The sequence below is a fragment of the Kitasatospora sp. NPDC032150 genome (genome assembly GCF_055579945.1).
This window is the reverse complement of sequence record NZ_JBVIMH010000047.1, coordinates 30,529-42,890: the sequence shown is the minus strand read 5'-3', so window position 1 is coordinate 42,890 and position 12,362 is coordinate 30,529. Positions and strand designations below refer to the sequence as shown.

The following is a 12,362-nucleotide window of genomic DNA, read 5'->3' as shown; positions in this document are numbered from 1 at the left end:
CTGGCCGTCGACGTGCTGGGCCTGATCATCGGCGTGGTGGTCCTCGCCGCGAGCGTGCACGACAACGAGGCCGGCATCGCCCTGCTGGACCAGGCTCCGAGCGCCTCGTCGAGGACATCCTCACCGCGCTCGACGAGCAGACCGTCGTCGTCCCGGGCACCGAGGCAGCCGCGCTGATCGTGCCGAGCCTGGCCGGCTCGCTGCGAGCCGTCCTCGACCAGCGCAAACTCCTGGAGAAGCGGATCCAGGAGTTGCTGGACGAGCATCCGCTCTCGAAAGTCCTGACCTCCATGCCCGGCATCGGAACCCGGACCGGTGCCCGGGTCCTGATCGACGTCGGCGATGCCAGCGCGTTCCCGACCGCCGCCCACCTCGCGTCCTACGCGGGCCTCGCCCCCGCCACCCGCAGTTCCGGATCCTCCTGCCGGCCCGCCCGAACGCAGCCCGATTTCCTTGACGAACCCCATAGACCCCCCGAAGTACCGCCGTACTTATGGACCAGCGGCGCAGCCGCCGGAGCGGCCGAGCTCGGCACCGCCACGTACAGCAGCCCCGCACCCAGGACCAGCCAACCGACAACAGCGACAACGGACTTGAGCTTCAGGAATCCCCCTCTGAGTCATCGATCAGCGATCCGGATCAAGCGCCGTTGACGCATGGCCGTCAATGGTCGGCGGGCTGGTCAGTCCTCTCCAGCTACTCCTTTCGACGTCGCCCCCGTTGCGCACACCGATTCCGCTGGAACCCGTACATCACATCCCTGACCGCAACCCATGGCCGGGGCGTAGCCAGGCAGCGATCAGTCGGCGAGTACTCCCCATCGACGCGGACGCCATCGACCCCCACAACCTCGTAGCCGGCCTTCTCTGCCGCGGCCCACGCCGCGGCGGCCTGCTGCTGTGGGTCCACCGGGTCAGCCTGCTCGCGCTGGCGCCGGTACACGGCCATGTTCGGCGTATCGTCGCTCATGCCGCCCATCCGGCCTGATCGGATCGGTTGCCGTCTGGCTAGTCGCCTTGCCCGTCTACGGCCGCGCGGCGATGTCGGAAAGGCCAAGAAGGATGGCGTCCCGCCGTGTGGTGTAGCCGATCACGGTTGCGGTGTGCGCGGGCTCGCTCCTGGGGCGCACACCCGCGACCACCGTCGCGGCCGATGTCTCCCCGGGGCCGGTTGGTCAGCGCCGGACGTAGAAGGTGGCCGTGTCGCGGTTGCCGAGCCAGCGCAGTGTCAGCGGGCACCGGGAGAGCGGGCGCCAGCGGGCGGCAAGCTCGGTGAAGAAGGACTCGTCGGCGCAGATCCCGCCGGCGCCGTCGCCGAGGTAGAGCAGGCCGGGGCCCTGGTATGCGCGCAGGGTGTCGGCGGCCATCGGGTCGCGGTGCGGGGGCCAGAGCAGCGCCAGCACCCGCTCGGGGTGTGCGGCGGCGTCCTCGGAGGCCCGGCCCGGACGGACCTCGGTGAACTGGAATCGGTCGGTCCAGCCGTTGCGCTCGGCGCGGGCCTCGGCGTCGGTGGCCAGGACGTCGACGCCCCGGGCGCGCAGCAGCCACGCCCAGTAGCCGCTGCCGGCGCCAGCCTCCAGCAGGCCGCGCCCGTCCAGGCAGTCGCCGATCCAGTCCAGGGCGGTACGCGAGGCCAGCGCCCAGCTGTAGATGCGGGAGAGCTCCTGGCGCCGGGGGATCGGCGGGCCCAACTCGGCGGGCAGATGGTCGAAGACGTCGATCACGGGCGCCCGGGACGTACCGTGACGCAGCGCGGGATACCAGAGCAGCGGGACCATCTGGGGGTTCCGTGCGGCGAATTCGACGTCCTGCTCGGGCAGCAGCTCGCCGAGCGGCCGGAACGGCCGGTCCCATCCGGCGTGGTGCAGCTCAGGGCGGGAGGCCCAGAGCCGGACCAGCCGCTCGGCGGTTTCGGCGATGAGCCGGACGGCGGGGTCGCTCGCCTTGGCGCCGGCCCGGTCACCGGACTGGCCGGCCAGCGCGGTGCCGTCGGGGGTGGGGTTCACGGGATCTGCTGCCACGGGGGCCGCCCTGCCTGGGGGCACGTCAACCCGCCCGCGATCAGCTGGTTGCAGTCAGGGCGGCGGCGACTCACTGCACGTAGCCGTGGTCCGGGACGACCAGGCGGTCGACGTAGCCGTGGTCCGGGACGACCAGGCCGTCGGTGGCGTTCGTGGGCTGGGTGTCCGCGACCGTGGGGTCCGAGAGTGCCATGTGTGCCTCGACCACGATGCCGTGGGACGAGGTGGGCAGCGCGCCCGTGCTCACTCCTACGACCGCGGCGGCTGCGAGGGCCACGGTGGCGGCGCCGATCAGGGTGGTGTGACGATTGCTCAGCTCCATGGCACAGCCTCCGGGTTCAGGGAATTACTTCGGGCAGCGTAGCCAGGAAGATCATTTCGATCAACCTGTTTTGATCAGGCGCGACCCTGCCCGGCTGGTCGAGCAAGGCGTCGGATGCGCCGGACGGCACCGCGCACAGTGGAGTGTGCGCTGGTGCCGTCCGGTGTCAACGCTGGTTCAGCGGCGCAGCATGAGCCGGGCGCTCTGGCCGCCGCGCCCGTCGCCTGGCAGGTGGCGCTGCGGAAGCCGGCCGGGATGGGCGAGCCGGGGCAGGTCCACAGACCGGCCCCGGCGGTCATCTGGACCAGGCGCCGATGCCATTGAGTGGTGTGCATCGTGAAGTGGCAGGTCAAGGGCCTGGCGTGCGTCGGCGTCGGGGCGCTCACGCTGGTTCCGGGCGGATGGCTTCGGTGAAGATCGTCGGTCAGCGGGCGACTTCCCGGTTCGTCAGGACCAGCAGGGCCCGCACCAGCGCGGTCGCCCACTTCGGGTCGGTGCGGACCTTGCCGAGCACGCGCCAGTTCTTCAGGTGCGCGAAGCCGTGCTCGACCGGGGCCCGGCCCGCGGCCAGCGCCTTGTTGGACAGCTTCTGCCCCCGGATAAGGGGCCGGTTGCGGGCCGCCTTGTAGCCGGTGATCACCGCCGGGTCGGCGTCCGGGCCGCTGTCGTCGAGGCCGACGAAGCCCAGGTCGGCGATCGCGCCGAGGCCGGCCGCGCGCAGATGGCGGTCAGTTTGTCGTGGCGGCACGCGGTGATCTCCGAGGTGCGTCCGGGTCGGACCGCGCTCACCCAGACCAGGCGGCCCTTGTCATCGGTGAGCGCGATCGCGAGCAGGCCGTGGCATTTGTGCTTGATGCCCCTATGTTCGTCAAGCCGCGGTCGTGAGAGGACGTTAAGTCCGTTTCTGGATGATCTGGTGTCGCCCGTTCGTGTGTACGGAGCTGTTCGGGCTGACGCGTATGTCGTGTGCATGTTGGTGTTGGTGCATGGAACGGATGCCGTACTCAACGGACTTGACCGACGGGCAGTGGGCCACACGAGCCGACGGCTTGCGCGAACAGATCGACGCCTGACCACCGAGCTCGTCGACGCCGAGGCCCGCCTGGCCGAGCTCACCACGACCCGCAAGGTCATCAACGGCCTCACCCCACCCGACCAGCAACCAGTTCCCTCGGACACGGACACCGTCTACCAACGCATCGTGACCGCCTTCAACGAGCACCCCGGGCAGGTCTTCCGAGTTCGCGAGCTACACGAACTCCTCGGGCTTCCCACCGACGAGCCCTCGATCAACGTCACCCGCTCCCGCCTGGGACGACTCGTCCGCCAGGGAGTCCTCGACCAACCCGGACGCGGCCGCTATCAAAAACGGACTTAACGCCCTCTTAGTTCGCGTGGCTCGCGCCTTCGAAGACCGCCGGTCGCTAGGGCCATCGCGTCTTCGTGCGCGTCCGCAACGTAAACGCCGTTTATGTTCGGCCTGGGCCTCAGGCCGTTGTCAGCCTGTCGAGAATGATGGTCGGCTCCTCCTCGGTACAGCCGAGACGAAGCGTGTCGGCCCAGTCCACAGCGGCCTCTCCGAGCTGCAGGACCCGGGCGCGGGCCGCGCCTGCGTCCGAATCGTCGGTGCTGCGCTGCTCCGGGAGGTAACCTGGTCATCGTCACCGGCTTCAAGGCCACCTGCGCCCGCAAGCTCACCCCCGGCCAGAAGCAGGCCAACCGGGTCCTGGCCGCCGGACGCGCCCCCGTCGAACACGGCTTCGCGAACCTGAAAGCGTGGCGGATCTTGACCAAGCTCCGCACCGACCCCGGCCGCGCCACCGCGCTCCTGCGGGCCCTGCTCGTCCTGACCGATCTCGAAGTCAACCGCTGACAGACGGCCGGCGGACGATCAAGACCGCAGACTCCTGCCCACGATCAGCACGAGCACCCCGGAGAACCGTCACGCCAGCCCCTCTGAACAGCACGTTCGAAGATGGCGAAGCTTCAGGGGTCCTCGCAGACCGGGTCAGTTGCCCGGATGGGAGGCTGCCCAGCCGTGTTCGAGCAGGGCGAATGCCTCGTCGGCGGCTCGGCGCGGTTCGGCGTGCCGCAGGATGAGGCTGCGGGCTTCGAGGGCGAAGTGGGCCAGGGCGGCACAGCTGACGTCGTCCTCGGGTGCACCTACGGCCTCCGCGATGGCTCGCGTCAGGGCCGCTTCGTGGCGCGTCCACATGCGGTGGGCGTAGTCGCGCAGCGCAGGGGTTTCCTGCACCAGGCGTGTGAAGTCGGCGAAGCGCGGGTCCGTGGCGTGGACGGCGAACTGGGTCTGTTTCAGCAGGAGGTGCTCGCGCAGCGCCTGCGGGATCGACTGGCCCGGAGTGCGCTCGCGCACGGCGGCGACGAGTTCTGCTTCCAGGTCCTCGTCCTGGTCGAAGACCAGGGCCTCCTTGCCGGAGAAGTGCTTGAACAGGGTGGTCACCGAGAGGTCGGCGGCGTCGGCGACGTCCTTGACACCGACCTGGTCGTAGCCGCGTTCGAGGAAGAGCTCGAGTGCGGCGTCGGCCAGGGACTGGCGGGTCTCGGCCTTCTTGCGCTCGCGGCGCCCGGTTGGTTCGGTCACTCACACACCGTACCTCGACGTGCATCCACTATGAAAGTGTAGTCATTGCACTTATTGATCGAGTGTGCTTTCTTGGTGGTGCCGGGCCTCCCGGCGGCCCACCCACCACCGGAAGGACACCATGACCCCTGCCCGCGACCCCCGCATCGCGATCGTCGGCGCCGGCCTCGGCGGACTGACCTGCGCCCGAGTCCTGCAGCAACACGGCCGCTCCGTCACCGTCTTCGAACGCGAGGCCTCCGCAGACGCCCGCCCGCAGGGCGGCACCCTCGACATGCACGCCGACACCGGCCAGGCCGCCTTGGACGCGGCGGGGCTCCTCGACCGATTCCACGCCCTCGCCCGCCCCGAGGGCGACGAGTGGCGCGTGCTCGACTTCGCCACCGGCGCTCTCCTGGCGCAGCAGGGACCGACCCCCGGCGGCGGCCGGCCGGAGATCGACCGGGGCCAACTGCGCGGCCTGCTGCTGGAGTCGCTCGCCGAGGGCACGGTGTGGTGGGACCGTGCCGTCAGCGAGGTCGCCCCCCAGTCGGACGGCACCTGCCTGGCGCTCTTCAATGACGGCACTGCCGAGGAGTTCGACCTGGTGGTCGGTGCCGATGGTGCCTGGTCACGCGTCCGCCCGGCCCTGTCGCCCGCCGCACCCCACTACACCGGTGTCACCTTTGTCGAGACAGGGTTCGACCAGTGCGACACCCGCCACCCCGGCCTCGCCCGTCTGGTCGGCAACGGATCGATGCTGGCGAAGGGCGTCGGCAGGACCCTGGTCGCGCAGCGCAACAGCAACGGCCACATCCGCGCTTACATCGCGTTCCGCGAGCCGCAGGACTGGCACGCGGCCGCCGGTGTCGACCTCGGTGACCAACGAGCTGTGGAGGCGCACCTGTTGAGGATGTTCGACGGCTGGGACGAGAGCCTGCGCTACATCCTGCGCAACAGCGACAACGGGTTCATCAACCGGTCTCTGTTCGTGCTGCCTGCCCCGCACACCTGGGAACACGTTCCCGGCGTCACGCTGCTCGGCGACGCCGCGCACCTGATGCCCCCGGTTGGGCTGGGCGCCAATCTCGCCATGCTCGACGGCTCCGACCTCGCCCACGCCCTCGTCACCGAATCCAGCGTCGGCGCCGCCGTCCGCGCCTACGAGGGCATCATGCTGCCCCGCTCGGTCGAGGCGGCGACGGGCAGTGCGCAAGGACTCGACCACCTCGTTCCCGCGACGGCCTCCTGAGCCGACTCCACCGTCCCCGGCCCCGCGGCCGCGCCCGCGTCGATCACGTGCACTCTCCACAGCGGTCGCATCCGCCCAGGGCGGCTTCTTCCGCGGTGGTTGCGTGCGCGGGTCATCGGCTACGAAGCGCCGAGCACGGTCAGCGTGGTTCGTGCCAATCCGCGCAGCCAGGCGTGTGCGGGGTCGGTGTCGTAGCGCTGATGCCACGACAGGTAGATCGGTGCCGACGGCAGTTGCAGCGGTAGGGGGAGAACGACCAGGCCGAGGTCGGTCACCGCGGAGCGCGTGGTGGCTTCGGGGACACTGATCACCAGATCTGAGTCGCGCGCGAACTCCAGCGCGGCCGCTTCGGTGGGCGCGGTCGCGACCACGCGGCGGGTGAGGCCGAGGCGGGCGAGGGCGTCGTCGAGGGGATTGCTGAGGTTTCCGCGTCGCGAGACCGTGACGTGCTCAGCGGCGGCGTACTGCTCTGCGGTGACGGTCTTGACGCGGGCGAAAGGGTGCTCTGGCCGCACGGCGATGACGAGGGGGCTCTCGCCCACGTTCTCGGCACGGATGTCCGGTGCGCTGGGACGGTTGGCGTTCGCCTCGAGATCAACCTGGCCGCGCCGCAACTCGGGGGTGTCGGTGCTCGATTCCGCGACGAAGCGCAGACGCACGCCCGGCGCCCGTGCGCGTACGGCGGCGAGCAGTGCGGGGCCGCTCATGGCGACCAGGGAGTCGTGCCAGCGGAGTGTGAAGGTGCGCTCCAGTGTGGCCAGATCGAGTTCGCGGCTCGGGGCCAGCACCCCCTGGACTTGGTGCAGCAGCTCGTGCACCTGTTCCCGGACGGCGATCGCATACGGCGTCGGCGTCATGGTGCGGCCGGTGCGCACCAGGATCTGGTCCCCGGTCGTGCGCCGGATTCGGCCCAGGCTCCGGCTCATCGCGGGGGCGGTGACGTGCAGGCGTGCGGCTGCCCCGGCCACACTGCCCTCCTCCAGCAACGCGTCGAGCGCGGCGAGCAGGTTCAAATCTAATTGCATGCGAGTAATCCTAGCCGTGCTTTACATGCATTTGAAGTTAATCAAGGGGCTGGATACCTTCGAGACCAGAGCGCTGAACAGAGCGCACAGTTCGGCCCGAATGGCCTCATTCCTCTTATTTCACAAGGGAGTTCACTATGTCCGAAATGCTTCAGACCACTGACGTCGCCGCCTCCGACGCCGACCTCCTCGGTCAGACCGCGATCGCCGTGCGTGCGGCCGGTTCGGCGCTGCGCGAGCGATTCGGCGAGGTGGTCCGCTACCAGACCCGCGAAGAGCTGATGCGCGCGCTCGCCGTCAACGACGACACGGCCCTCGACATCCTGCGCCCCCACCTCACGCACCTGCGTCCGGACGCCGGCTGGGTGGAGGACGAGCTGGACGGCGGGGCGCTGCCGCCCGGCGAATGGTGGGTCGTGGATCCGGCCGAAGGCAACGTCAACCACCTGCACGCCCTGCCGGAGTGGGCGGTGACCGCCACCCTCGTGCGTGAGAACCAGCCGGTGCTCACCGCGGTCCACCTGCCGTTGACCGGCGAGACCTACACTGCGCTCACCGGCGCGGGCGCCTACCTCGACGGCCGCCCGCTGCATGTCTCCAAGACCGCGGACCTCGGCCTGAGCATCGTGGCCACCAGCCAGGCCCGGCCGGACGAGGACCAGAAGGTCGTGCGGCGCGTCGGCTCCTCGATCACCGCGATGCTCTTCGACGCGCTCGTCGTCCGCACCGCCGTGCCCGCAACCCTGCACCTGCTGAACGTGGCCGCCGGCCGGATCGACGCCTTCTGGCAGTTCGCTGGCGCCCGCGCGGATCTGCTGCCCGGGGCGCTGCTCGTCACCGAGGCCGGCGGACAGATCTCCGACGCCCAGGGCCGCCCCTGGACCCCGCAGAGCGAGAGCTTCCTAGCCACCGCACCCGGCGTCCACGCCGAGGCCGTCGCCACGCTCTCCCGCTGACCGGGCACCACAACCTGCACGCACGGAAGGAACAGATCATCATGACCACGATCGCAGTTCTCGGAAACGGCCGCGTCGGCGGCAGTCTGGCCACAGCCCTCACCCGGGCAGGGCATGAGGTGACCGTGGCGGACCGCGCGCCGGGCGCCGCCGCCGATGCTGCCCGGACAGCCCGGATCGTCATCAACGCCACCCCGGGCGCCGGCTCGCTGGATCGGCTCGTCGCCCTGCACGAGGAACTGCGCGACAAGATCCTCGTCGACGTCTCCAACGCCACCGTCGACGGACCGGACGGACTGCCCGCCGACCTGATCTACCCCGGCTCAAGCCTCGCCGAGCAACTTCAGGAAGCGCTCCCGGCAACGCGCGTCGTCAAGACACTCAACACCATGCTCTTCCCGGTGATGACCGCGCCGGCCACGCTCACCCAGGCGCCCGACGCTTTCCTCTCCGGCGACGACCCGCAGGCCAAGCAGACCGTCCGTGAACTGCTCATCCACCTCGGCTGGCGCAAGGAGTGGATCACTGATCTCGGCGGGGTCCAGACCGCCCGCGCCACGGAGGCCGCGATACTGTTCGTACCGCACGTGATCCGCTCCAGCGGATTCGCGCCCTTCGCGATCTCGATCGCCCGCTGATCCGCACACAATGAAGCGTCGCCATCTTCGAACGTGCTGGTCAGAGGGGCTGGTGTGACGGTTCTCCGGGATGCTCGCCGTCTCTGACCCCAGCCCACCCGCGACGCCGCCGAAGCAGTCACCATCGCACCGCACTACAGGACAACCCCGACCAACCTCCAACCAAAGTTCCACGAGCCTGAGACGCTTAAGTCACTGGTATTCAGGCTAGGGGGCGCATTCGGCGAGAGCTCTGACAACGACGACACCGGCCGAACGGTTGGTGAACGTTACGGACCAGCTCGAGGTACCACTTCTCTGCGACGCCACGATGAACACCCCGTCTGCGGACATGTTCCACCCACCCCCCAGAACGACACTGCCTGCTGGGCAAGTAGCGGTCAGCGTGGTCTGCCCGTTCGGGCCGAGGGCCTGAGAAGCGCTCGCCTCCTCATGGGTTGCAGTCAGGCCGGCCCCTGTCGGTCCGGTGGGTCCGGTGTCCCCTGTCGGTCCGGTGGGCCCGGTGTCCCCTGTCGGTCCGGTGGGCCCGGTGTCCCCTGTCGGTCCGGTGGGCCCGGTGTCCCCTGTCGGTCCGGTGGGCCCGGTAAGTCCGCTGGCCCCCGTCGGCCCGGTGGGCCCGGTAAGTCCGCTGGCCCCCGTCGGCCCGGTGTCCCCTTGCGGCCCGGTGGGCCCGGTAAGTCCGCTGGCCCCCGTCGGCCCGGTGTCCCCTTGCGGGCCGGTGGGCCCGGTAAGTCCGCTGGCCCCCGTCGGACCGGTGTCCCCTTGCGGCCCGGTGGGCCCGGTAAGTCCGCTGGCCCCCGTCGGCCCGGTGTCCCCTTGCGGCCCGGTGGGCCCTTGCGGGCCGGTGGGCCCGGTAAGTCCGCTGGCCCCCGTCGGACCGGTGGGCCCTTGCGGCCCGGTGTTCCCCTTCGGGCCGGTGGGCCCGGTAAGTCCGCTGGCCCCCGTCGGACCGGTGGGCCCTTGCGGCCCGGTGTTCCCCTTCGGGCCGGTGGGCCCCGTCGGACCACGGAGGCAATGGCGGTCGTTGCTCCACCAATCGCCGTCATCTGTGCAATGGTCGGGGCCACTGGGTTGGTAGCCAAGCATGACTGAGCTGTGGCGAGCAGCCGTGTTGATACTGCTCTGCGCGACGGCTGGCGGAGCCAAGAGAACCGCAGTGAATACGGTTCCGATCACCGCCGAAAGGCCACCTGCAGTCCAGGATGTACTTGACTTGCCAGCTGGGTGAGTGTGGCCCTTGATCTCCGATGCCATCCTTGCAATTCCCCTTTCTGCGAACTGTGAGACCCGAAGGCGCGCGTCGATCTCACTCTCCAGTGGCGACCCGTCCAGCAAGGCCCGGAGATTCCATGTCGGCTGACTGTCACTCTCACGCGGTGCCGGCAGTCCACCGAACGGCCGCTGCTCTGAGAGGACGTTAAGTCCGTTTCGGGTCTGTACTTTGAACGGTGTAACTCCCGATCATGGAAGTAGCACCTGATGAGCGACGTGACTGTCTCCGTTGAGGCGGTTGAAGAGGTCCAGCCGGCCGAGCTGCCGACGGACCTGCTGGACGATCAGTTGATCGGGAAGCTGGTCGACCGGGCCCGTGCGAGCGGCCTGCAACTCACCGGCGAGGGCGGGCTGCTCCAGCAGCTGACCAAGCGCGTGCTGGAGTCCGCCCTGGAAGGCGAGATCACCGACCACCTCGGTTACGAGAAGCACGACCCGGCCGGCGCGGGCAGCGGCAACTCCCGCAACGGGGTGCGGTCGAAGACGGTGCTGACCGAGGTAGGGCCGGTCGAGATCGAGGTCCCCCGCGATCGGGAGGGGAGCTTCGAGCCGCAGATCGTTAAGAAGCGACAGCGCCGCCTGACCGGCGTGGACGAGATGGTGTTGTCGTTGTCCGCGCGCGGTCTGACGCACGGTGACATCTCCGCCCACTTGGCCGAGGTCTATGGCGCGAACGTGTCCAAGACCACCATCTCGACCATCACCGACAAGGTCATCGACGGGATGACGGAGTGGCAGAACCGGCCGCTCGACTCGGTCTACCCGGTGATCTTCATCGACTGCGTTCACGTGAAAGTCCGCGACGGACAAGTGGCGAACCGGCCGATCTACGTCGCCCTGGCGGTCACGGTCGACGGCGCCCGCGACATCCTCGGCCTGTGGGCCGGCGACGGCGGCGAAGGCGCCAAGTACTGGCTCCAGGTCCTGACCGAGATCCGCAACCGCGGCGTCGCGGACGTGTGCATGGTCGTCTGCGACGGGCTCAAGGGCCTGCCCGACGCCATCGAGACCGTGTGGCCGCAGGCCATCACCCAGACCTGCGTAGTCCACCTGATGCGGGCATCCTTTCGATACGCGGCCCGCCAGGACGGGACAAGATCTCCAAGGCGCTCAAGCCGATCTACACCGCGCCGACCGCGAAAGCCGCCGAAGACCGCTTCCTGGAGTTCCAGGAGGCATGGGGCGACAAGTACCCGGCGATCGTGCGGCTCTGGGAGCACGCCTGGGCCGAGTTCGTGCCCTTCCTCCAGTTCGACGCCGAGATCCGCCGGATCGTGTGCACCACCAACGCGGTCGAGTCGGTCAACGTCCGCATACGCAAGGCCGTCCGCGCCCGCGGACACTTCCCGAACGAGCAGGCCGCATTGAAGTGCGTCTACATTGCCGTCATGAGCCTGGACCCCACCGGTGCGGGCCGCAAACGCTGGACCATGCGCTGGAAGCCCGCACTGCAGGCCTTCGACATCGCCTTCGACGGCCGTCTCTCCGTCGGCCGCCAGTAACTCACACCACCCGAGTCACACCGTTCACTGGACACACCCGCAGCCACGACAGGCGCCATGAGCACTGCGATCGCCACGACCACTGAACAACAATCAGCCCAACGGCGGGGGCGCATTCGTGCGAACGTGTCCCCGCTGTCATGTTCCGCCGCGACGCCGTGAGCCGGCCCCCGACCGCGATGAGGTCGGAGGCCGGCCCCGCTCGTTCAGGCACGCGCTCGGATGCTCGTAGGTGACGAGTCATCAGCTGAGCGCGAACATGCCACGGTCGGCGATCACGATGCGGTGGGATGACGTAGGCCGGAACACGCGGATATCACCAAGCCACAGCCTCTTTGGGAGTTGTCCATGGCAGACGTCGTCATCTACACCAGCAGTGCCACGGGCCTGCTGAAGGTCAAGAAGGACCAGGAGTCGCTCAAGTTCCTGCTGGCCAAGAAGAAGGTGTCCTACATCGAGAAGGACGTCGCCGCCGACTCTGACATGCACGCGGAGATGAAGGCCAGCAGCGGCAAGAAGGACCTTCCCCAGCTCTTCGTCGACGGCGCGTTCATCGGCACCTACGACGACGCCCTCGAGCTCGAAGAGGCCGGGGAGTTGAACGCGAAGCTCGGCATCTGAGCGGCCGCTGCGGGTCGCGGTCCGGGCACCCCGGGCGGCGACCCGCAGCGCGTGCGCCGTCAGGAAACGATGGTGACCTCAAGCGGTCAGCGCATCCCCCTCGGCCCGCTCGCCGCCTGCTAGGGGTCCAGCTACTGCCGCTTCCACGACAGCCCGCCCCGCAATCCACACCG

General features: G+C 69.3%; 11 protein-coding genes and 2 pseudogenes. 8 read left to right on the top strand and 5 right to left on the bottom strand.

The window, feature by feature from the left end; genetic code table 11:
• Positions 1 to 422, top strand: a pseudogene (locus tag ACZ5ON_RS33115) (transposase); the annotation flags it as partial.
• 752 nt (positions 423 to 1,174) lie between these two features.
• On the opposite strand, the gene ACZ5ON_RS33110 reads toward ACZ5ON_RS33115, so the two are convergent.
• The 3 genes from ACZ5ON_RS33110 to ACZ5ON_RS33100 form a co-directional block, all read right to left on the bottom strand.
• Entirely contained in the window at positions 1,175 to 2,020 is an 846-nt protein-coding gene (locus ACZ5ON_RS33110) for a hypothetical protein (protein ID WP_465600472.1), read from the bottom strand.
• 70 nt (positions 2,021 to 2,090) lie between these two features.
• Positions 2,091 to 2,342: a hypothetical protein gene (locus tag ACZ5ON_RS33105; RefSeq protein ID WP_465600470.1), complete on the bottom strand. Its 252-nt coding sequence runs from the start codon at positions 2,340 to 2,342 to the stop codon at positions 2,091 to 2,093.
• 424 nt (positions 2,343 to 2,766) lie between these two features.
• A complete protein-coding gene (locus ACZ5ON_RS33100) occupies positions 2,767 to 3,090 on the bottom strand; it encodes a transposase family protein (protein ID WP_465600467.1) in 324 nt (107 codons plus the stop codon).
• Positions 3,091 to 3,369: 279 nt separating this feature from the next.
• On the opposite strand from ACZ5ON_RS33100, the gene ACZ5ON_RS33095 reads away from it, so the two are divergent.
• Together ACZ5ON_RS33095 and ACZ5ON_RS33090 are read left to right on the top strand one after the other, a co-directional pair.
• Positions 3,370 to 3,720: a hypothetical protein gene (locus ACZ5ON_RS33095; protein WP_465600464.1), complete on the top strand. Its 351-nt coding sequence runs from the start codon at positions 3,370 to 3,372 to the stop codon at positions 3,718 to 3,720.
• Positions 3,721 to 3,951: 231 nt separating this feature from the next.
• A complete protein-coding gene (locus ACZ5ON_RS33090; protein ID WP_465600479.1) occupies positions 3,952 to 4,215 on the top strand; it encodes a transposase family protein in 264 nt (87 codons plus the stop codon).
• 135 nt (positions 4,216 to 4,350) lie between these two features.
• Here the strand turns inward: ACZ5ON_RS33090 and ACZ5ON_RS33085 are convergent, their stop codons facing one another.
• Complete coding sequence (locus ACZ5ON_RS33085) at positions 4,351 to 4,944, bottom strand: TetR/AcrR family transcriptional regulator (RefSeq protein WP_465600461.1); 594 nt, start codon at positions 4,942 to 4,944, stop codon at positions 4,351 to 4,353.
• 121 nt (positions 4,945 to 5,065) lie between these two features.
• Here ACZ5ON_RS33085 and ACZ5ON_RS33080 point away from each other — a divergent pair, with 121 nt between their 5' ends.
• Positions 5,066 to 6,175: an FAD-dependent oxidoreductase gene (locus ACZ5ON_RS33080; protein WP_465600458.1), complete on the top strand. Its 1,110-nt coding sequence runs from the start codon at positions 5,066 to 5,068 to the stop codon at positions 6,173 to 6,175.
• Between the two features lie 119 nt (positions 6,176 to 6,294).
• On the opposite strand, the gene ACZ5ON_RS33075 is transcribed toward ACZ5ON_RS33080, so the two are convergent.
• Positions 6,295 to 7,200, bottom strand: coding sequence for a LysR family transcriptional regulator (locus ACZ5ON_RS33075; protein WP_465600456.1), 906 nt, complete (start codon positions 7,198 to 7,200; stop codon positions 6,295 to 6,297).
• 137 nt (positions 7,201 to 7,337) lie between these two features.
• Here ACZ5ON_RS33075 and ACZ5ON_RS33070 point away from each other — a divergent pair, with 137 nt between their 5' ends.
• From ACZ5ON_RS33070 to ACZ5ON_RS33055, 4 genes and pseudogenes are all read left to right on the top strand, one after another.
• Entirely contained in the window at positions 7,338 to 8,156 is an 819-nt protein-coding gene (locus ACZ5ON_RS33070; protein ID WP_465600453.1) for an inositol monophosphatase family protein, read from the top strand.
• 41 nt (positions 8,157 to 8,197) lie between these two features.
• Complete coding sequence (locus ACZ5ON_RS33065) at positions 8,198 to 8,794, top strand: NADPH-dependent F420 reductase (protein ID WP_465600450.1); 597 nt, start codon at positions 8,198 to 8,200, stop codon at positions 8,792 to 8,794.
• Positions 8,795 to 10,282: 1,488 nt separating this feature from the next.
• A pseudogene (locus ACZ5ON_RS33060) lies at positions 10,283 to 11,568 on the top strand (IS256 family transposase).
• 348 nt (positions 11,569 to 11,916) lie between these two features.
• Complete coding sequence (locus tag ACZ5ON_RS33055; RefSeq protein ID WP_465600448.1) at positions 11,917 to 12,189, top strand: glutaredoxin; 273 nt, start codon at positions 11,917 to 11,919, stop codon at positions 12,187 to 12,189.
• Positions 12,190 to 12,362 lie beyond the last annotated feature (173 nt).